The 22,583-nt window shown below is 33.3% G+C and carries 19 protein-coding genes; 10 read left to right on the forward strand and 9 right to left on the reverse strand.

Features of this window, described 5'->3' with window-relative positions:
• Nucleotides 1-227: 227 nt before the first annotated feature.
• The 5 genes from SH09_RS00995 to SH09_RS01020 form a co-directional block, all read right to left on the reverse strand.
• The gene (locus tag SH09_RS00995) at nt 228-1,211 is read right to left on the reverse strand and encodes an aldo/keto reductase (RefSeq protein WP_042737749.1); all 984 of its coding nucleotides are present in this window, start codon (nt 1,209-1,211) and stop codon (nt 228-230) included.
• A 258-nt stretch (nt 1,212-1,469) separates the two neighbouring features.
• The gene (locus SH09_RS01000; protein WP_082039155.1) at nt 1,470-3,044 is read right to left on the reverse strand and encodes a BCCT family transporter; all 1,575 of its coding nucleotides are present in this window, start codon (nt 3,042-3,044) and stop codon (nt 1,470-1,472) included.
• Nucleotides 3,040-4,353 (reverse strand): NtaA/DmoA family FMN-dependent monooxygenase, encoded by a 1,314-nt coding sequence (locus SH09_RS01005; RefSeq protein ID WP_042737751.1) that lies wholly within the window; start codon nt 4,351-4,353, stop codon nt 3,040-3,042. The genes SH09_RS01000 and SH09_RS01005 overlap by 5 nt, the downstream gene beginning before the upstream one ends.
• Nucleotides 4,354-5,022: 669 nt before the next feature.
• On the reverse strand, nt 5,023-5,292 hold the full coding sequence (locus SH09_RS01015; protein ID WP_042737753.1) for a hypothetical protein: 270 nt from the start codon (nt 5,290-5,292) through the stop codon (nt 5,023-5,025).
• Between the two features lie 65 nt (nt 5,293-5,357).
• The gene (locus SH09_RS01020; RefSeq protein WP_042737754.1) at nt 5,358-5,831 is read right to left on the reverse strand and encodes a DUF805 domain-containing protein; all 474 of its coding nucleotides are present in this window, start codon (nt 5,829-5,831) and stop codon (nt 5,358-5,360) included.
• Nucleotides 5,832-6,029: 198 nt separating this feature from the next.
• Here SH09_RS01020 and lepB point away from each other — a divergent pair, with 198 nt between their 5' ends.
• The 3 genes from lepB (at nt 6,030) to SH09_RS01035 (ending at nt 8,853) form a co-directional block, all read left to right on the forward strand.
• On the forward strand, nt 6,030-6,614 hold the full coding sequence (gene lepB / locus SH09_RS01025; RefSeq protein WP_042737755.1) for a signal peptidase I: 585 nt from the start codon (nt 6,030-6,032) through the stop codon (nt 6,612-6,614).
• A 201-nt stretch (nt 6,615-6,815) separates the two neighbouring features.
• On the forward strand, nt 6,816-8,009 hold the full coding sequence (locus tag SH09_RS01030; protein ID WP_042737756.1) for a GTP-binding protein: 1,194 nt from the start codon (nt 6,816-6,818) through the stop codon (nt 8,007-8,009).
• 331 nt (nt 8,010-8,340) lie between these two features.
• Complete coding sequence (locus tag SH09_RS01035; RefSeq protein WP_042737757.1) at nt 8,341-8,853, forward strand: hypothetical protein; 513 nt, start codon at nt 8,341-8,343, stop codon at nt 8,851-8,853.
• Between the two features lie 99 nt (nt 8,854-8,952).
• On the opposite strand, the gene SH09_RS01040 is transcribed toward SH09_RS01035, so the two are convergent.
• Complete coding sequence (locus SH09_RS01040; RefSeq protein ID WP_042737758.1) at nt 8,953-9,303, reverse strand: zinc ribbon domain-containing protein YjdM; 351 nt, start codon at nt 9,301-9,303, stop codon at nt 8,953-8,955.
• 280 nt (nt 9,304-9,583) lie between these two features.
• On the opposite strand from SH09_RS01040, the gene SH09_RS01045 reads away from it, so the two are divergent.
• Together SH09_RS01045 and SH09_RS01050 are read left to right on the forward strand one after the other, a co-directional pair.
• On the forward strand, nt 9,584-10,879 hold the full coding sequence (locus SH09_RS01045; RefSeq protein WP_042737759.1) for an oligosaccharide MFS transporter: 1,296 nt from the start codon (nt 9,584-9,586) through the stop codon (nt 10,877-10,879).
• Nucleotides 10,880-10,904: 25 nt separating this feature from the next.
• Nucleotides 10,905-12,329 (forward strand): glycoside hydrolase family 32 protein, encoded by a 1,425-nt coding sequence (locus SH09_RS01050; protein ID WP_042737760.1) that lies wholly within the window; start codon nt 10,905-10,907, stop codon nt 12,327-12,329.
• A 266-nt stretch (nt 12,330-12,595) separates the two neighbouring features.
• On the opposite strand, the gene SH09_RS01055 is transcribed toward SH09_RS01050, so the two are convergent.
• The gene (locus tag SH09_RS01055) at nt 12,596-13,573 is read right to left on the reverse strand and encodes a LacI family DNA-binding transcriptional regulator (RefSeq protein WP_042737761.1); all 978 of its coding nucleotides are present in this window, start codon (nt 13,571-13,573) and stop codon (nt 12,596-12,598) included.
• 335 nt (nt 13,574-13,908) lie between these two features.
• Here SH09_RS01055 and SH09_RS01060 point away from each other — a divergent pair, with 335 nt between their 5' ends.
• The 3 genes from SH09_RS01060 (at nt 13,909) to SH09_RS01070 (ending at nt 17,078) form a co-directional block, all read left to right on the forward strand.
• Nucleotides 13,909-14,532: a TetR/AcrR family transcriptional regulator gene (locus SH09_RS01060; RefSeq protein ID WP_232138787.1), complete on the forward strand. Its 624-nt coding sequence runs from the start codon at nt 13,909-13,911 to the stop codon at nt 14,530-14,532.
• Nucleotides 14,533-14,565: 33 nt separating this feature from the next.
• A complete protein-coding gene (locus SH09_RS01065; protein WP_042737762.1) occupies nt 14,566-15,456 on the forward strand; it encodes an ABC transporter ATP-binding protein in 891 nt (296 codons plus the stop codon).
• Between the two features lie 83 nt (nt 15,457-15,539).
• Nucleotides 15,540-17,078 carry an ABC transporter permease gene (locus SH09_RS01070; protein ID WP_268767848.1) on the forward strand — a complete coding sequence of 513 codons (1,539 nt, stop codon included), beginning with the start codon at nt 15,540-15,542 and terminating at the stop codon, nt 17,076-17,078.
• Between the two features lie 317 nt (nt 17,079-17,395).
• On the opposite strand, the gene SH09_RS01075 is transcribed toward SH09_RS01070, so the two are convergent.
• Both SH09_RS01075 and SH09_RS01080 read right to left on the reverse strand, forming a co-directional pair.
• Entirely contained in the window at nt 17,396-18,892 is a 1,497-nt protein-coding gene (locus SH09_RS01075; RefSeq protein ID WP_042737764.1) for an MFS transporter, read from the reverse strand.
• An 88-nt stretch (nt 18,893-18,980) separates the two neighbouring features.
• A complete protein-coding gene (locus tag SH09_RS01080) occupies nt 18,981-19,817 on the reverse strand; it encodes a MerR family transcriptional regulator (RefSeq protein ID WP_042737765.1) in 837 nt (278 codons plus the stop codon).
• A 379-nt stretch (nt 19,818-20,196) separates the two neighbouring features.
• Here SH09_RS01080 and dcuS point away from each other — a divergent pair, with 379 nt between their 5' ends.
• Both dcuS and SH09_RS01090 read left to right on the forward strand, forming a co-directional pair.
• Nucleotides 20,197-21,801 carry a DcuS/MalK family sensor histidine kinase gene (gene dcuS, locus SH09_RS01085; RefSeq protein ID WP_042737766.1) on the forward strand — a complete coding sequence of 535 codons (1,605 nt, stop codon included), beginning with the start codon at nt 20,197-20,199 and terminating at the stop codon, nt 21,799-21,801.
• Nucleotides 21,801-22,514, forward strand: a complete 714-nt coding sequence (locus tag SH09_RS01090) for a response regulator (protein WP_042737767.1) — start codon at nt 21,801-21,803, stop codon at nt 22,512-22,514. Before dcuS ends, SH09_RS01090 begins: the two co-directional genes overlap by 1 nt.
• Nucleotides 22,515-22,583 lie beyond the last annotated feature (69 nt).

Genomic DNA, 22,583 nt, shown 5'->3' on the forward strand with positions numbered 1-22,583 from the left:
TTATATTTACTCGTATTTATAATTATGTATAGAATTAATCTTTTTAGAAATCTAAATATAATAAGTATGATAAATAGTCCTACTGAGTCACATGTTCACGTATCATCATTCGTATTTAATACGCATTATAAAACGCAAAAAATCCATCGATTTAAATAAACCGATAGATTTCATGATTCAATAACGCTTTGGCGGATGAGTTTATCCAATCGTTTCACTCTGCTATATTAATATACACCTCTAATGTGTTCTGCCACCTCATTTTGATAAAACTGTCTCAATTGTTCATACTCTGCTTCAGAAAATGATTGTGTATTTAATGTTTCTAAATTACCTTTAACTTGCTCTAAATTTTTAAAGCCTGGTATCACGGCAGTAACAGCTTCATGGTCAAGAATCCAACGCAGTGCTGCATTTGTCATTGATGGTCGATCATCAGCAATCCATCTTAATTGATCTGCTAACTCAACACCTTTTCTTAATCCAAGACCAGCAAACGTCTCTCCCACATTAAATGATTCACCATTTTCATTAAAATTACGATGATCATCCGCTTCAAATGTACTATCGACAGTAAATTTACCTGTTAACAATCCACTTGCTAATGGTAAGCGCGTAAGTATACCAACACCTTGTTGATGCGCTTCAGAAAGCAAGCGCTCCAATGGTTTTTGTCGGAATATATTAAAGATGATTTGTAGACTTTCTACATTAGGATACTGTAAACAAATCAGTCCTTCCTCAACTGATTCTACACTCACACCATAATGTTTAATTTTCCCTTCTGCTTTCAATTGATCTAGAACTTTAAAGACACTACCTTCTCTTAAAATTTCAGTGGCAGGACAGTGAATTTGAAATAAATCAATAGACTTTCTATTTAAACGGCGTAAGCTATCCTCACAATATGCATTAACCGTTTCATAAGTGTAATTATTTGGATCTGCAATATCTCCTTGTCTACAAAACTTTGTGGCTATATAGATTTCGTCTTCTTTTCCTTTTGTCGCTTGTGCTAATAACTCCTCACTATGACCATCGCCATAGACATCTGCAGTGTCAAAGAAATTCACCCCTTGCTCAATGGCATACTCAAGTGACGCTAAAGCAGCTTCATCATTTGTTTTTCCCCATGCACCACCGATGGCCCAAGTTCCAAAACTTACCTCACTAATTTTCATGCCTGTCTTTCCTAGTTCACGATATTGCATTATATTTAACCCCTTTTCCTTTGAAAGTCAATTTATGAAATAGATGTTGAAAATATCTAGTAACTGAATACCTACTGCAGATTACAGCCCACACATAAAGTGTTTTTTGTCCGTACAACCCATAAATTTAATCCGATTATATCAATAAATATTACAATGACAAACGAAATTGCTTTGAGTACTGAATATAAAAAAATAACCTATTGGACTGAACCAATAGGTTATTAATACAGTTGAAACATATCAACAATGCTTTGTTTAATCTTTACTAATTATCTTCTCTTTATGCTTTTTAGGTTGTTTTTCAGGAACAAGGTTTTGCGCAACTGCCAATTTGTGCGCAATCTTCGGAGCCGTCCATACCACAGGTAACATAATAATAGATATTGGTACTGCGGTGACAATGATAAACGACTGAATCGCATCAATACTACCTTCTCCTATATTAATCAAGATAATTGAAATAACTGCCATAATTGCTACCCAGAATACTCGAACCATCTTAGGTGGATCTCCCTCACCAGTAACAGACATCGAAATTGAAAACGACATTGTATCTGCTGTAGTAATGACAAAGATAAGCGTTAATATTAACAATACAATCACTAACACTGTACCTAATGGTAAATGGTTCGCAATTGAGATAACTGCTGCTGGCAAGCCCTTTTCAGATAATGGATTACTAATCGCACCACTATCCTTAGTTTCATAAAATAAACCACTGCCACCCAAAATTGTAAACCAAACATGAGATACGACACTTGCAACAATAGATACTAAAATAAATATCTCACGAATCGTACGTCCTTTTGAAACACGAGCGACTAGCATGCCCATTAGTGGACCATAACCAATAAACCAACCAAAGAAGAATAACATCCATGACCCAGCCCATTTGTTATCTCCTCTAAATGTACTAATTTCTAGAAACTTCGTTAAGTACACACCGTAAGATGAAATCAGTGTATCAATAATAAATCTACCAGGACCAATTAATACGATAAATACCGCTACACCAATTGCCAACCAAACATTTAATTTACTCAGAAACTGAATTCCCTTTTCAATACCTGTAGTAGCTGAAATTGTAACGATAATCATTAAACCTACCACAGACAATACTTGAGTCGTTAAATTATCTGGTATACCTAGAATACTATGCAACCAATAACTAAATTGGAAACCGAAGAAACCTATCGTCCCTATCGTTCCAGCTACTGCACCTAGAATACAGAATACATCGATAACTGATCCTGTATAATTTCGTTCTATTTTGTCTCCAAATACTGGATAAAGCAAAGTTCTCGGTCTTAATTTCATACCTTTATTGTAATGTGCATACATAATGACGATACCACTCACTGCACCATAAATTGCCCATGCCGTGAAGCCCCACGAAGTAAAACTCTGTGCCATTGCAGCAGGTACTGCAGCCATACTCTTATCTTTAATACCACTTCCCATAGTTGGTGGCACATCAATAAAGTAATACATCGGTTCAGCAGCCGCCCAGAATATAGCCCCGGCACCTAACCCAGATGTAATAACAATGGCAGCCCATTTAAAATAACTCATTTCCGGTTCAGTAGCATTCCCTAAACGGACGTTTCCATATTTTGAAAATGCTAGGAACAATCCAACCGCAAAAGTGGCTAATAATAACACCTGCCAAAAAGCACCAAAATAAGTAATCGATAATTGAAATCCTGTCTTAACTACGTGCGACGTTGCTTGAGTAAACAGTGATGACATAATTACAAATAATACGAGTATGCCACCACTAACGGAAAAAACTGGCCAATCTATTTTATCTTTCCAATTTGAAAATTTAATGTGAAGTTACCTCTCTTTTTATACGTTCTCTTAATGTTTGTTCAGTGTATTCAGTTCTAAATAATCCTCTTTCTTGCAAGATGGGAATCACTTTATCGATAAATGCTTCAAACATGTCAGGATATGTCGGCGGCATTAAAATAAAGCCGTCACAACTTCCGCTCTCAAACCATGTTTGCATCATATCGGCAACCATTATTGGATCACCGACAATCGTCTTATGTCCCATCCAAGTATCTACGCGTGCAATTAAATCTCTAAATGTTAATCGTTCAACCTCCACTGCTCGTTGTATCGCTTGATAACGTGCTTTCGACCCAACCTTCACGGTTAATGATTCATAAGGAGGTAATTGAGGTACCGGGTCATCTAAATGCCATTCAGTTGTATCTTGACCGATACTTTGCTCGATTTGCTGAATCTTCTTTTCAATATCTGTATAGACATTTAACGCAGCAACCTTTTGCTCTGCTTCTGCAAGAGTATCTGCCACATAAACAGATAACCCAGGCAACACCAATGGTCCCGCTGCATTATCGTCAAGTTGTGCTACTCGCGATTCAATATCTGCTTTAAATTGCTTAGCATCAGCTTGATTCCAAGCAATAGAAAAGATCATATCCACATGTTTCGCCGCTAACTTACGTCCAGGAATGGATGTGCCAGCCTGACATAATACCGGATATACCTGTGGGCTTGATGGTAAGTTAATCGGTCCTTTGACTTGGAAATACTTACCTTTATGGTTGATTTCCTTCACAAGTGAAAAATCAATACCTTTCCCCGATTGTCTATTATGAATGAGCGCCCTATAGTCAAACGATTGCCACAGTTTCTTTAATACAGTTACAAATTCATCCGCGCGTTCATATCGCTGTTCTAAAGGTGGTAAGGCTTCCATCGAATGGTTCTGTCCTTCAATATCAAGTTGTGAAGTGACGATATTAAGTCCTGCTCTACCATTACTAATATGATCCAAACTACCTAGTAGTCTTGCTACATTATATGGATCATAGAACGTCGTAGATATTGTACCGATTAAACCAATATGTTTGGTGACTTGAGATATCGCTGTTAAAGCTGTTATAGGTTCTAGAAAATAAGATAAATGACCTGTATGTTCACCTGATATGTATTGTCCATCTGCTAAAAATATTGCATCAAGACATCCACGCTCAGCTATTTGAGCTAATTCTTGCTGATAAGCGATAGAACCAATTTGCTCAATCTTAGAATCCTCTAACCTCCAAGATGACGGATGCAAACCCGTACTATAAACAAGTGAAGCCAAATGCATTTGCTTCTTCATAATAACCTCCTGATTGGGTCACAAATTAAAAAACTTATGTATTAGTGTAACAAACTTACACAGACTATTGATGTGTTATTTGAAAATAAATTAATTTTTTTAAAGATAAAAATAATTTGTAAACAAAGTAAGTATAATCATTAAAATAGTTCTATATTTATACGAGATTTTTGAAATACAAGACGACCGGATGTCTTAATAATTTTTAATGTAGTACTACACTCTCCCTATAAATACAAAACCTCCAATGCAGCTAAAAACACAGCGCACTGGAGGTCATTTACTTCGCCTATTTATTCATATGTATGATTTGTAGTCGATACAGTTGATGATTTTTTATAATGATGTTCGATAATACCTAAATAAATACCATTAATCAGGGCAAACAGACTCCACAATATCCATTTATCCATGATTTCATCCACATTAAAGTATAGTATCAGTCCAACTATTATAATATTGAGAAACGCCAAAGCTTGAAAATTGAAAATAAAATTACGTATCTTTCTATTTCTAAACTTTCCCCATGTATATAATATGCCGTTCAATATCAACAGTACACTGTATATACACATAATTATGAATTGGTTTTCGGCATAGTCCCCAAGGCCCATCGTATCACTACCAATAATATTTATCATCGACACAATAAAAAAGAGTATTACTAAACTAATTCTGATCTTTCGCTCCCATTTCAATATCTTTGGAGCTTCCATACGTTAATCCGCCTTTGAATTTGATTATTTGTGCTTTTGATTTAACATTAACTACAAATTTTTGAATTAAATATTTTATTACAACAGATAAAACTACAAATATAATGAATGCCCCTATCTGTTGAACTACCTTAATATCAAATATAGTCATAATAGCAAGTATGCCCCATACACCGACACACCAAATAGCAAATATGATATTACCTAGATATGTTCTATTCATTTTGTCCTACCTTCATTCAAATTAAATTCATTCCCAATACAAATTACCAATTAAGTGACTATTAGTTATGTATATTTTGGATTTTCACCATATTGATTCGGTTCTTTTTGTCCACTTGTCACACAAAGTGCAATTGAAATAATACATAGTACTACAAAAATAACCATTAAGATGCCCCCTATTGCCATAATAATACTCTCTGGTATCGGTAGATTATTAATGCCTTGATAAACTGGACCAAATTCTAAAATACTAAATAGTATCGTTAGTCCATAAAGGACCGTTGCAAATTTCATAGTCATACCGATGTCATGATTACGTCTAACTGTTACAGTATACATTCCAATTGTCGTTGCTATATTAAAAATAATTGCTATAGTTAAAGCAAACCAATTGGGTATAGGTAACACGCTATTTAGTAATGAACCTACTATTGATACGATAATATTCATCAAAACTGGGTACCAAAACGCTTTACGTCTTGCTCTGTCATTAATATTAAACATATTAATCCAAAACAACTTGTAATAATGAAACATAATTCTAATCCTTTCCTTATATAATAATGTTTCCTTCAGTTCATAATGATATAACAACAATTTACACAATACAATAAAATATAATAATTATATTTATCAAAAAATTATAAATGTTTATATATAGACTCTACACATTTTTAATAGTAGACTTTTCTTATAAATACAAGTAATAAAATTGATGAAAATAGGGTGGAATAGTTGATGAAAAATATTATTGAATGGATTGTTTCTATTGCAATAGGTGTAGCGGTTGCTTGGATTGTAACTGCATTTTTATTAACAGGTTACACGGTAAGCGGAAGTTCTATGGCACCTACGTTCGAAGATGGCGATAAACTTGTCGTCAATAAACTATCAACACGTATGAACACGATTGATAGAGGCGATGTCATTATTTTCCATGCAACGAAGAAAGATGATTATATTAAACGCTTAATTGGTAAACCTGGAGACACCGTAGAAAGTAAAAAAGACAAACTTTATATTAATGGTAAACTAGTAAAAGAACCATATTTAACATTAAACAAGAAAAATAAAATCGAGAAATACCTCACTGAAAACTTTGATGTATCAGATACAAAGCACTCCGGTGGTAAAAAGAAAATTCCAAAAGGTAAATACTTAGTCCTAGGAGACAATAGATTCGTAAGTAATGATAGTCGCAAGGACTTAGGCCTAATTTCAAAAGATTCTGTTGTAGGTAAAGTGTGGTTCAGATGGTTACCAATGAGTGAAATGAAATTTAGTTTTTATCCAAAATCATTCGACAAAGTAAATGAATAACACTTTCTATACGCGATATTATAGAGTTTAAAGTATCCTTCCATAAATAATGGAAGGATTTTTTATACCTCCTTTATTTATCCTCTAATAATGCGGCCATTTCAAATTATAAATAATTTTAACCTATTGTTATTTTAGAATAAGTATAATATAATCTATTAAATCGTAACGATTACGATTTAATAGATTAGGAGGATTTTTATGACTGAAATACCAGTAACAGTACTTAGTGGCTATTTAGGGGCAGGTAAAACAACTGTTTTAAATAATATTTTAAATAATCGCCAAGGCCTTAAAATTGCAGTTATCGTCAATGATATGAGTGAAGTAAATATCGATAAGGACTTGATTGCAGATGGTGGAGGTATTTCTAGAACGGATGAGAAATTGGTAGAACTATCAAATGGGTGTATCTGCTGTACATTACGCGAAGACTTACTTCAAGAAGTTGAACAGTTATGTAAAAAGGGGGACATAGAACAAATTATTATTGAGTCTACAGGTATTTCTGAACCTGTACCTGTTGCTCAAACATTTTCCTATATGGATGAAGAAATGGGTATTGATTTATCAAAATTGTGTCGCTTAGACACAATGGTCACTGTTGTAGATGCAAATCGATTTATCAATGATCTCCAATCACAAGACCTATTAAATGATAGAGGACAAGGCGTTAGCGATGATGATGAACGTACAATTGCTGATTTATTAATTGATCAAATCGAATTTTGCAATGTTCTAATCTTAAACAAGACAGATTTAGTCAGTGCTGAACAGCTAGATGAATTAGAACAAATATTGCGCAAACTACAACCTGAAGCTAAATTGATTCGTACAATTCGTGGAAGGGTTAAACTATCAGATGTTTTAAATACGCAAAGATTTGATTTTGAAACTGCAAGTAGTTCAGCTGGTTGGATTAGAGAATTGACACATGGCGGTCACGAAACGCATACACCAGAAACTGAAGAATATGGTATTTCCTCGTTTGTATATCGACGAAGATTACCATTTCATGCAGAACGTTTTAATCATTGGATTGAAACAATGGGTAAGCATATTGTCAGAGCCAAAGGTATTGTCTGGTTAGCACAGTATAACAATGTTGCTTGCTTGTTCTCACAGGCTGGTTCAGCAGTAGAACTTCATCCTGTTACATATTGGGTAGCATCCATGGACGAATCTGCGCAACGTACAATTTTAAACGAACGTGAAGATGTACGCGAAATGTGGGATCCTGAATATGGAGACCGTAATACACAATTCGTCATTATCGGTACCCATTTGGATGTTGCACAAATTGAACAAGAACTAGATCAATGCTTATTACAGCATGATGAAATTGACATGAACTGGCACACATTGAAAGACCCATTTGTATGGGTATTACAATAAAGTACAATAACCTATAGAGTAATAAATGTTTAAATTATACAGCATTAATTGTTATTACTTTCAAATTAAAGAAACAGCCCTCTATTCTATGAATTAGATTAGAGGGCTATTTTTGATAGTAGCTTTATAAAACATTTTTGAATTTTAAAGTTAAATCTCTGAATTATATTTTTATTAATCTAACATATACTCTTATTAATAAAGCTTAATTAGTATTGACCGGTGTAAATTGTAATTATATTCTTGCCTTAGAAATACCATTATTAATTAAATTAAATATCATAAATCAGCGATCTCTTGAAATTTATTTATCTTTGAAAGGATGGTGCTTATGATTAAACTAACAAAGTATCAGGTTGTTTTAACTGTTTTATTTGTCATTATTTATACTGCGACTATTCAAATATCAGCTAAATCAATTTTAGAAAATAAAGTAGAACATATGCCAATAGATATACATATAAATTCCGCATTAGCCTTATTTTGGTTAAATATTTTAACAGTCCTTTGTGGACTCATTCTCATTATTTTTCAGTCTTTAATTTATAAAATCATCGTTGGCGTATTAGGTACGAAGCAAAAATTCTCTATTGGTTTAAATGTTTTTCTCTTTATAACTTCAATTTTACCAGGGGCAGTGATAACTGCTGTATTAACACTGCTAAACAATGGAGTTAGCGTTTCTCAAAATTTCTTAATCATAATCTTCACAATACTATTATCTGCAGGTTTATATAGTGTGATTTTGTGGTGTTTTTCAATTATTGATAAATCTAAAATTAAATTAGTATTTTTAATTATTACTATATTAAACGCTCTCGTTAGTTTATTTAAATTACTGTAAAAAATTCAACAACAATTTATTTTTCAACGCTTAAGAACCCCAAAAGCTAGATTCCATCTAACCTCTGGGGTTTAATTTGTATTTCAGTATATTAATAAATTATTTATTCACTTTTTTAACTACAGAAGATTTTAAACCAACTTGTCCAATACCTGGAACTTTGCAATCAATATCGTGACCATCTTCTGGATCTACTAAGCGAATACCTTTTACTTTAGTACCTTGCTTGATTACAGAAGACACACCTTTAACTTTCAAGTCTTTAATTACAGTGACATCATCACCATCATTTAACACTTGACCATTAACATCTTTAATTTCATTTTCCTCAACAGCAGTATCGTCTTCAGCAGACCATTCATGATTACACATTGGACAAACCAATAAATTCCCATCCTCATATGTGTATTCTGAACCACATTCAGGACAATTCGGTAATGTTGATTCCATCATCCAACCTCCAAAATATATTTTCTAACTTAATTTACCACAATTCATCTACTAAAAGATGAATTAATTTCATATATTTTCTTATTCTTTATTCATCGTTAACAAAAATGTCGAAATCCCAATATATCCATGTTTCATCCAGTCAATTTTCATTATTTTATACCTAACTAAAATTGTTATTTCTGGAAAAACATATGTCAACCGGTTGACATATGCCGGGAAACACTCTAAACTCCTAAGAAAGCGTTTACAATTATAGTTTCGAAAGGGGTAATGTGATTTGAAGTTTTCTAAATATGTTCAGCCTTTTAAAAATGTGTCGTATATACAAAGTTCATTAACGATGTTTTTATATTTTGCATCTTGGTCAATATGGTGGTCTTTATTTCAAATTTGGCTCGCTTCAAAAGACAGTGGCTTAGGCTTATCTGGTACTGAAATTGGTACAATTTATTCGGTAAACTCATTATTTACAATCGTCTTACTTTTCGTTTACGGTCTAATTCAAGATAAATTAGTAATTAAAAGAACATTAGTTATCTTTTGTGCCTCGGCATCAATTCTTGTTGGCCCTTTTTTTACATTAATTTATAAAAATTTAATTCAACAACATTTTATTTTAGGTGTCATCGTTGGTTCTATTTTTTTATCAGCTGGTTTTCTCTCCGCATCTGGTGTTTATGAAACTATTTCTGAAAAGCTAAGCCGCTTCTTTAATTTTAAATATGGACAAGCTAGAGCTTGGGGGTCTGTAGGGTTTGCTGTATCTGCACTTATTGCTGGCCATCTATTTGTCATTAATCCTGATTTTAATTTCTGGCTCGGTTCTGTACTAGGGTTACTTTTATTGATCAATTTATTATTACTCAAACCAAAAAAAGAAAAAGAAATGATTAATAATTTACGTAATAACCCTAAAGATGACTCAATACCTACAGCTAAAGATATGATTGCTACTTTGAAAATGAAACATCTATGGATTGTCATGCTCTTTATAATGTTTACAGGTACTTTTTATGGTATTTATGATGGACAAATGTTTCCAGATTTCTATACAAAGCTATTCGATAATGAAAAAACAGGACAAACTATGTATGGTAATCTCAACTCTCTGCAAGTGTTCTGCGAAGCAATTATGATGGGCATCGTACCAATCATTATGATGAAAATAGGCGTAAAACCCACGTTAATGTTAGGTGTAACAGTTATGTTCACAAGAATTGGCTTAAGCGCTGCAACCGATAGTCCTATATTAATGTCAATGATAAAAATGATGCATGCATTAGAAGTGCCATTATTTATGTTACCGACATTTAGATATATCACATTACATTTTGATCCTAAATTATCTGCTACTTTATATTTAGTTGGATTACAAATTTCAGGGCAAATTGGTTCCGTTTTACTCTCTACTCCATTAGGTATGTTACGAGATGCTATTGGTTATAATTATACCTTCATTATCATCTCCATTATTGTCATGATTGCTGACGCTTTCGGATATTTATTATTAAAAAATGATAATGAAATGGTCGATGGAGATCCTTTTCTAAAAAACGCGCAAATAACTAATTAATATATAGAAAGAAGGTTTTTATATTATGCAAAAAGTTCACATTACTTCAGAAAAATTTCGCTTAGGATATCATGTTATGGCACCATCAGGATGGATTAATGATCCAAATGGCTTCTGTTATTTTAAAGGCTATTACCATATTTTTTATCAATATTTTCCTTATAGTGAGCATGTAGGTAGTCCAATGCATTGGGGACATGCTCGAAGTAAAGATTTAGTTCATTGGGAGACATTACCTATAGCATTAACACCTGGTGATTCTGAAGATCAAGATGGCTGTTTTTCAGGTAGTGCTATCGTTAAAGACGATACTTTATATCTAATTTATACGGGTCATCATCTTAACGATAGTGATGACCCAGAGGATTTTTGGGAAAATCAGAATATGGCCTATAGTACGGATGGTATTCATTTTACGAAATATGAACTAAATCCAATCGTTGCCACACCACCTGCTGATAATACTCAACACTTTAGAGACCCTAAAGTTTGGCACTATAAAGATGCATATTATATGATTTTGGGAAGTCAAAGTAAAGACGGTCTTGGACGTGTCATTTTATATAAATCAGCAGATTTAAAACAGTGGTCCTATTTAGGGGAAATTGAAAAATCAAAAGACTTAACTAAAGAAGGCTTTATGTGGGAATGTCCCGATTTATTTAAATTGGATCATCAGCATGTATTGTTAATATCACCACAAGGAATTGAAGCAAATGATCAACAATTCCTAAATTTATTTCAAACTGGATACTTTGTAGGTCAACTCGATTATGCTCAACATCACTTTAGCAGAGAAACGTCCTTTGTTGAGTTAGATAACGGACATGATTTCTATGCAGCTCAAACAACTACAACACCAGATGGTCAAACTGTAGTGATTGGTTGGATGAATATGTGGGAAAACGACATGATTGAACAAGAAGATGGGTGGTCAGGCGCCCTAACACTACCAAGAACTTTAGAAATCAAAAACAATCATATTTATATGAATCCTATAGACACCGTCAAAAGCTTAAGAATTGATGATGGACAAACACTCAATTTGAAAAAGAATCAAGCAATAATATCAACTGAAAATAGAGTGTTTGAAACAGAATTATTACTCGATATCAAAGACAAAGATAATATCAAATTATCACTGTTAACACAGGACAAAACTGAACTGATTACCTTAAGATTTTCAGCTAATAATAATCTATTAACATTATATAGAAAAGACTATGATGACTATCGATATGCCCATGTAACACCTTCAAATCAACTCAAGTTGCGTATATTTGTCGATAAAAGTTCATTAGAAATATTCATTAATGACGGTGAAAGATGCTTTACTGAGCGCTATTATTATCCAAACAATCCACAATTGGTTCTAGAAAGTATAAATAATCAAACACTAACAGGACATGCAACAATTTATAAACTCAAGGATGATGCAGTTCAATTTTAATAGCATTGAGTATAATAATTAATAAAATACGCAATTCCGAAAATTTATCATTATACAAATGTTGTGTAATTTAGAAACATCATTACATTAAAAAATCCCCTCTCTATTAAAAATAGTGTAGGGGTTTTATGATTCAAAGTTTGGTCTTTTTGTTTATTTATGTTGTGACATCTCTCTTGTTTACATATGTAAACATCTAGCCATTATTTAAATAAAATTATAAGAACTTAACAAACATATACTTTCCAATATAAAGCTAGTTCAGACTAACTCGTACTACCTTCCCATAATTCAACTGGTAGTACATACTCCTTTTCTGTAGGTTCATTTTCTAGACGCTTTTTTAATATATCTAAAGCTGTATCAGCCATAAGGTCAATAGGTTGAATAATGGTCGTTAAGTCAGGCTGAATGTGACGCATAATCTGAGTACCATCATATCCAACTACCTTAAAGTCTTTAGGAACCTGTTTCCCCATTTCGTAAGCAAGCTGTAAAATGATTGCAGCATCAACATCATTTGACGCAAATACCCCTTCTATCTCTGGATATTTACTTAAAATCTCTTTGAAATAGGCCTTTTTATTTGTTTCTGTTAAACTAAAGTCTACTTCATAACAAATTGGCACTAACTTATGTGACTTCATTGTTTCAATATAGGCAGTCTTTCTTCTGTGAGCTGGTGTTTCTAAATCTATAGGTCCATGAATATGTAAAATTTTCGTTATACCCTGCTCTATTAATCTTTCCGTTGCTAGCTTTCCACCATTGTAATTATCCGATTCAACTATTGGAATATCTTCATTCATGATTCTATCAATCGCTACAATAGGTAGCTGTGTATGCTCATATTGTTCAATATTTTGATTATGAGTACCGACAATCATGCCATCAATTTGATTAGATAATAATTGATCTAAATAATGCCTTTCCTTTTCAGGGTCATTCATAGAGTTACCAATAATCACTTTGTAACCTTGCTTATATAATTTGATTTCTAAAGCTTCTACAAGTTCACCAAAAAAAGGATTCGCTACCGTAGGAAATAAGAGTCCAATAATTTTAGTCTGTTTATTATATAATTGGCGCGCCACAGAATTAGGTTTATAGTTTAGAGCTTTCATAGCATCATTCACCTTATCAATCGTTTCTTGACTAAGATATCCTCTCTTATTAAGCACTCTTGATACTGTTGTTTTAGATACATTTGCCAACTTAGCTACATCTTCTAATTTAGGTTTCATATAAGCCTCCTCAATCAATCTTCGTTATTAATAGTGTAATCCATAATTTTAGAAAGTAAAATAAAAGTCCATACTACAAACCTTGATTGAACATTAAAAAATAAACAGTAAGAGGGATAACCCTTAATATAGTATTGCACTTGTAAAACTCATATTCAGTAAAAATTATTTACATTTTGAATAAACCGTAGACCTCTGCAGATCTACGGCTCTATAAATCTTTTTTATATCTAATCTGCAAAATTTTATATATTGACCACATTGGTCATTCATTGTATATTATAAATGACCAAAGTAGTCATTTATATTTTAAGGGAGGTCTTTTTATTAATAGTTTGTTTAATAATCTAAAACCAGCTAAGCAAAGAACTATTGTAAATGCTGCTATTAAGGAATTTGTGAAAAGTGGCTATGACAAGGCATCAACAAATGAAATTGTGAAGAATGCTCAAATATCTAAAGGATCACTATTTAATTATTTTAATAATAAAAAGGACCTTTATCGCTATTTAATTAGCTATAGTGTTCAAATTATAGAAAATATGTATGCGGAAATTGATTTAAGTGAAACAGATGTATTCAATCGACTCGAGAATATCGGTATGCAAAAACTATATATACAACAGAATCATCCAGAAATTTTTGATTTTCTAAAATCTATAAATGAGGAATCGGCAGAAGAAGTAAAACCTTATATTGAGGAAAATATCAATCTTATCTATAAGCATGGAAATGAAAAAATATATAGTGGCATAGACTATTCAAAGTTTCGTGATGATATAGATATTAACAAGGCAATAGAAATTCTTAATTGGACAATGTATGGTTTTGGAGAAAAAGCGATTCATCAAATCAATTCGTTTGAAAATTTTTCTGAATTTGGAAATCAGTACTTTAATGAATGGAAAGTATACGCTCAAATATTAAAGCGAAGTTTCTATAATGAAGGCGAGCTATGATTAATCAAATCATTTTATAAGGGGAGAATTATTATGGAGGAAGTTGTAAAGATAAGTCATTTACAAAAAAGTTTTGGAAATTTCAAAGCTTTAAACAACGTTTCTTTTACAGTAAATAAAGGAGAAGTCTTAGGCTTTATTGGTCCTAATGGTGCAGGGAAATCTACCACGTTACGTATATTGTTAGGAACTATTAAACGTGACGCAGGAAGTGCAGAAATTTTCGGAAAAGATGTGTGGAAAGAGAGCTTAAAAATTCATAAACATATATCTTATGTGCCTGGAGACGTTGCATTATGGGGTAATATGACTGGCGGAGAAATCATCGATTTATTTATGAAATTACATGGTAATGGGGATACGGATAAACGTGATGAACTCATAAAACGTTTCGAGCTAGATCCTAAGAAAAAAGCAAAGGGCTATTCAAAAGGTAATCGTCAAAAAGTAGGTTTGATATCAGCATTATCTGTAGATTCAGATTTATATATTTTTGATGAACCTACTTCTGGATTAGATCCATTAATGGAAGTCGTATTTCAAGAAGAAGTGGAAAAAATTAAAAATAATGGAAAATCCATTTTATTATCGTCACATATTTTAAGTGAAGTGGAACGTTTAGCAGATAGAGTGGCTATTATTCGACAAGGAGAAATTGTAGAAAGTGGAACACTCGATGAATTAAGACATTTAACATCTTCAACGATAACACTAGAAACAGAAACAGATGTCTCTAAGTTATCAAATGTTGAGGGTATATTTGACTTTAAGCAACACCTTAATCAAGCAACATTTTCTGCAGATAATAAGCAGCTAAGTCATATTTTGAATGAAGCCGCAAAATTAGGTGTTAAGAAATTTGAATCAACACCACCAACTTTGGAAGAGTTGTTTATGCGCCATTATGAAAATAAAAATAGTTAGGAGGTGCATTTGAGATGAGTGAAAAATTTGCTCTTTGGCACATGCTTTTTTTACAGTATTTAAAGCGCGACTGGAAAAAATTAATGATTTGGGTGCTATCTGTTGCTATATTTTCTGCAGGATTTGTTCCTTCTTTTAAAGAAATGTCCAAAGGAAATGGGCTCATTGGTATGTTTGAAACATTACAAAACCCTGCGATGATCTCTATCATTGGCCCTACTCCTATAGAAACAGCGAAAGACTACACTTTGGGCGCGATGTACGCACATGAAATGCTACTGTTTTGCGGACTATGTTCAATGATTGTGTCCATGTTACATGTGATTAGTCATACACGTAAAGAAGAGGAATTGGGACTTACTGAACTAGTACGTTCATTTCATGTTGGGCGACAAGCAAATTCTCTTGCTGCATTTATAGAAATCTTATTAGTTAACGTGTTAATATCGTTGCTTATATTTGGGATTATGATGAGCTTTAATGTAGATACAATTACCATGCAAGGCTCATTGCTCTTTGGCATCTCAATAGGTATGACTGGGATTATGGGAGGTAGCATTGCACTCATAATGTCTCAAATCATGCCATCCGCTTCATCTGCTACTGGTGCATCTCTTGGTATTGTAGGTTTATTATATATCCTTCGTGCCGGTACAGACGTTTCTAATATTGATTTGTCTTATGCTAACCCGCTTGGTTGGAGCTATCTTGGATATCCTTTTACAGATAATCATTGGTATCCAATCATCATGGCAATCCTATTTAATATGGTAGTCGTTATTATCGCTATGATACTTGAAGGCAAACGCGATATGGGTGCGAGTTATATACCTGAGCTAAAAGGAAAAGCACATGCTAAAAAATCATTATTGTCTATCCATGGCTTATTATTTAAAATTAATAAAACAGCAATTATCAGCTGGATTATTGCCTTTATAACTATGGGTATAGCTTACGGTTCAATTTATGGCGATATGCAGAATTTCATAAAAGGTAATGCACTGATTAAACAAATGTTTGCTAATTCTAACGCTTCCCTAGAATCTTCATTCACTAGTACGATAATGATCATTATGGTGAGTCTCGTAACGATATTACCAATTGCAATTGTTAATAAATTATTCTCTGAAGAAAGTAAATTTCGTTTTAGTCAAATCTTCCCTACTAAAGTAACGCGCGGTAGACTTTATTGGACCACGATTGGATTAGCATTATTGTTTATCATTATAAGTGTTTTAGCGGTTACCCTTAGCCTAGGTGGAACTGCATTAACTGTAATGGATGGACATGTTGAGTTAAAGCTTATAGATTTTCTTGCCGCTGGGTGTAACTATTTTCCAGCAATATTATTTTTCACAGGGCTAGCTACTTTGGCGCTTGGCTGGGCACCGAGACTTGGCAAATTAACTTATGCTTATCTTGGCTATAATTTTGCTATCAATTATTTTGGTGGTATTTTAGATTTACCTGACTGGTTTTCAAAAACAGCACTATTTAATTGGCTTCCTCAAATGCCAAAAGAAAGCTTTGAAATCATGCCATTTACGATTATGACTTTAATTAGTATCATCTTGATTATTCTAGGTTATGTTGGCTATAGAAATCGAGATTTAATTGGATAAACAATTTATTTGAAAAAAAACGAACTAAACAATACGTTCCATTATAAATTACCAATCCTCCTATTTATAACAAAAACAATACACATAGAACTAAGATACTTTTAAACGCGGTTTTATAGGTAGTCATACCAGTCAAAGATGACTTCTAGGATAGTGTAATTAAATAAGTGAACTACGCAGATAAATGATTATAAATATAAAGGCAGTAAATGAATGTATAAACTCATTTACTGCCTTGTTCATAGATTATATCTGTGCTTCCTTTTTCCATCTCCTAAGTGTCAGTTTATTTTAACTAATATAATATCAACGCTCACTTATTCAATGACTGAAGTTTGTCGTTTGTTTTTATAATCTAATAATATCAATAGAATAATAGTTGCTCCTATAATCACACTACCAATCATCATAATAATGGAAAATGACTGATCAAATGCAAGTTTCCCTGCTGCAATCAATGGTTTGCTGATAGACTCTGGTTGCTGTTCAGCTTGAATCAAAGTTTCGTCAAGACTTCCTTTAGCCTTAGCCAAATCTATTCCACTATCTTTAAAGTTAAATGATAAGCTATAAAACATTGAAAACAAGCCTCCAAGTACTGCGATGCCTAATGATCCACCAAACTCAAATGACACTTCCTCTATAGATGCTGCCATACCTGAATTTTCATCGGATGTATTTGTCATTATAGCTGTAGATGCCAATGTCATGGCACCACCGAGTCCTAAACCTACTAGCATCAATGTAATAATTTGAATCACTAAAGAGCCATCAAGTATCCAATAGAACAAGATGATTCCAACCCAAGCAATCATCAATGTTACCCACTGTAACTTTATTGTGCCATACTTCGTTAAAATCATGCCGATACCTATTGCCCCAACTAATGAAGCTACTGCCATTGTCATCACTATTAATCCTGCTTGAAATGCTGTTAAATCTAATACAAGTTGTAGTCTCTGAGACAAGATATATTCAAATCCCATCATCGTAAATGCTGTAACAATCGCAACTAACGTCCCCACCGTAAAGTGGATATTCTTAAAGATTTTCAAATTAATTAATGGTTGTTGAACCTTACGTTGTCTCATAACAAATAAAGTAATCGCTATTAAACCAATCACCAAAGTCGTCCCTGCTATTATGAAATTCGGTCCTTGTTTAGTAACTTCTTTAATCGCGTAAACAACACTAATCAGCCCAACCATAATCTGTATAGAACTGATAACATCCCAACGTCCCGTCTTCTGAACAGGATAATTCGGTACAAATAAATAAGATAATATTAAGACAATAACCACAATTGGTATATTTATTATAAATACTGAATGCCAAGAGAAGTAGGCCAACAAACCACCACCAATTACAGGTCCTAAACCTGCTCCTGCAGCTGTGGTTGCAGACCATACGCCTAACGCAAATGCACGCTCTTGTTCATCGACAAATGTACGTTTAATTATAGATAATGTGGGTGGCATCATTGCTGCTGCGCCTATCGCTAGTATCACTCTTGCAATAATTAACATCTCTGGTGATGTTGCACTAGCAGCTAGCACAGAGGCAGCTCCAAATATCATTAATCCTGTTAAGAACATACGCTTATGCCCCACATAGTCACCCAATGTACCTAAACCTGGTAATAACCCTGCCACGACGAGTGCGTATGCATTAACAATCCATAGTTTTTCCGTTGCTGTAGCATGTAAATCATGCGTTAGTATCGGTAGCGCTGTATATAATACAGTCATATCAATGACGATTAAGAATAGTGCACTAGATACTAATGCTAAAACTGTTGCTTTTTTAAATGTCATGTATACTCACCTGCTTTCTCTACAATAAAAAATATAAACTATACGGTTACCGTATAGTCAACAAGTGAGATTTATTTTTTTACAACTACTATGATAATGGTTTTTCAGAAATGTCATTCTGTTTTACTGGTATACATATTTTTGTGACATATTTATCCGGTCCGTCTGTACTTACCTCATCTACAACATACTCTTCGTAACTATCACCATCAATTTGATAACCCTTCAGCTTTAAAAATGCCTTAATTCTCTTATGTGTCTTATATATCGTATCATCGTGACCTTCATGATAGGCAACAACGAACTGCCCTGCTGCCCGCATATGATGCGCCTGCTCAATACCATAATCTATCTTAATATAGAAATATTGATAGTCATCATAAATCCCATTCATAATATGGTCTTGAGAGAGCAGTGCGCCGATAGGGTGGCCGAAGTCTAACCGATTGTCTCGAATAAAGCACATTAAAGCATGAGATGTCTCCTTCATCGAGTTGCCTGTAACACTTTCGCTAAGCAAATAATAACTTTCAGGCAGTGTAACGATTTCGATATTCGTGAAATCCGCTTCATTAGATTCTATTAAATGCTGTCTACGATTTTGAATTGATAATTTAAGTTGCTCCATCTCCTTTATCTGTCGGTCGATTTCATGCGCTTTATGCTCTAACAACTTAATCGTTTCTGTAACTGACCTATCATCTAAAAATGTCTTGATTTCAGTCAACGATAGCTGTAAGTCCTTTAATATCTCAATCACACTAAATATTTCAAGCTGCTTTAAGGAATAATAGCGATAGCCTTTGTCATTTCTATACTCTGGTTGTAAAATACCGATTTCATCATAATGGAACAGCGTTTGCTTTTTCACTCCACATAATGTTGCAAATTCGCCTGTTGTAAATATCGCCTCTGATACACTCATTATTTATCTCCTCAATCTTTCACAGATTCTATTCAATGTTTGAGAAAACCATTTTTCTCTCACAAAATAACATCACTACACTATTACAATAACTGCATTGTATTATTTTTATTTTAACTGATTTTTCAATAATAATAAAAAACTAGCCTTTATAGTGACAATCTCTTTTAGTTTAATTAACTCGTTTCTATTGTAGTATTTCAAACCCTTAAATATCTTAATTTCCCATTTAAAGGTTGTAAAATTATAATTTTGAGATATTCTTATTTAGAAGAAATAAGTATATATTTAGTAACAATTTATGTAATAAATCAAATTTTTAAGAACTGATGCGATTTGACTTATATATTGTTTAAACATGGTTAGGATGGGAATTATTTTGCAAAAACGACAACTTAAACTTAGCACAATCATCATTATATACGTCTGTTTAGTAGTAATCTTTTCACTGTTAATCACCAGTCTACTAATCAGCAATACGGTACGAAATGCTGTGCATAAAACAGCCGAAGAAAAATCTGAAGTTATTTCACGCACCGTTGCACAATCAGATATCGTCAAGACTGGTTTAAAACATAAACAAGAAGCACAGACGATTCAAAAATATACTTCTGAAATACAAAAGGCTACAGGTGTCCAATTTATTGTAGTTATGGATATGCATGGTATCCGTAAATCACATCCGAATCCAAAACTAATCGGTGAGCGATTCCAAGGTGGCGATGAGACTAAAGCTTTACACGGTCACAGTACGTCTTCGATTTCGGAAGGAACGCTTGGTAAATCATTACGTTCATTTACTCCAATATACGACAGTCATGACAAGCAGATTGGTGTCGTCGCTGTTGGTGTACCAATGAAGCACGTTAATGAAGCATTTGCTGATGGAAATAAGAAAATTCTAATCGGTACAGTTTTAGGTATCTTGGTGGGTATTATAGGTGCCTTTCTAGTATCCCGTTATATTAAAAAAACACTGCTCGGTTTAGAACCTTCTGCTATAGCTAAATTACTAGAAGAACGTAATACAATGCTACAATCTGTGCACGAAGGTATTGTGGCTGTTGACCACGAAGGTAAAATTAATTTAGTTAATCGTTCAGCGAAAGATATTTTCCGTAAGGCAGGTCTTCCAGACAAAGCGATTGGCGTCAAAATTAATGACTATATGCAGTCTACCCAACTTCCGAAAGTATTAGAAAATGGTCGTCCGGAAGTCGATGAAGAACAAAATATCAATGGCATTAAAATATTAGTAAATCGTGTACCACTCTATGTGAATAACGAAATTGTCGGTGCAATTTCAACATTTAGAGACAAAACAGAAATCAGCCAATTATCTGAGCAATTAGTTGGTGTAAAGACTTATGCAGAAACTTTGCGCGCACAGTCACACGAATTTAGCAATCGCCTACATGTTATCTTAGGCATGATTCAAATGGAAAATTATAATGACTTAAAGCAATATATTTATGAAATAGTTGAACACGGTACCCAAGAAAATGAGAATATCGCAGTCAATATCAAAGATGCAGCCTTGGCTGGTTTTTTAATCGGAAAATTAAGCCTTGCAAGAGAACATAATATTGAACTTGAAATCATCAATCAAACCGTCATTCCAGAACCACAACATTCATATTTAACACACGATACGATTACAATTATTGGAAATCTGATTGACAACAGTCTAGAAGCCTTAACTGCTTCTGAACTTAAGCACAAATCGATCGAAGTTTATTTACAATATAATAATGATATATTAACAATAGATGTGATCGATTCAGGTCATGGTTTATCTGAATCATCTGAGGCAGATATTTTCAAAAAAGGCTATTCTACCAAAGGAGATCATAGGGGGTATGGATTGTACCTTGTTAAACAAAGTATCGACAACCTTGAAGGCCAAATCACCCTCCAGACAAATACTCGAGGAAATACACACTTTACAGTAGTAGTGCCATATGCAGAAAAGAGGAATCAATAATGATACGAGTACTTATAGTGGAAGACGATCCAATGGTAGCTCAACTAAACAAACAATTTATAGAAAAAGTTGAAGGATACGATTTAGTCGACATTACACATAATGTAAAAGACGCTACTTCAGTCATCGAAACTCAACCCATCGACTTAGTATTATTAGATGTCTATATGCCAGACGAAAACGGTCTAACATTATTAACTTATATAAGAGAACATCACTATAAGATAGACGCAATTTTAATAACTGCCGCTTCTGATGCAGATAAAATACAAACAGCAATGCGTTATGGTGCAATCGATTATCTCATAAAACCATTTGAATTTGAGCGCTTTAAACAGTCGTTATTACAATATAAACACAAGCACCAATTTTTCAATGAAAATCAAAACTTTGACCAATCAACGTTAGACAGTAGATTATTTAATAAATCTGAAAAAAAAAGCGATGGAACAGCTACCTTACCTAAAGGTTTAACAAAAGGTACACTGCAAGCTATTATCGATAAGGTAAACCACTCTGGCAAACAAACCTTTTCAACAGATGAAATAGCAGAAATTGCAGATGTTTCTAGAGTTTCAGTTAGAAAATATCTGAAATTCCTTGCAGATATTAATGTGTTAGAAGAATCACTAACATACGGCATTGGTCGTCCCGTATATCAATATAAATTCAGGCAAGATAATCTACATTATTTAACGCCCTATTTAAATTAAGATATTCGAATATATACCGTATGGGTTAAATTTTTATTAACCATAATTAAAAGCAGCAGTACCCTTGCA

The sequence above is a fragment of the Staphylococcus gallinarum genome (genome assembly GCF_000875895.1).
GTDB classification, from domain to species: Bacteria; Bacillota; Bacilli; order Staphylococcales; family Staphylococcaceae; genus Staphylococcus; species Staphylococcus gallinarum.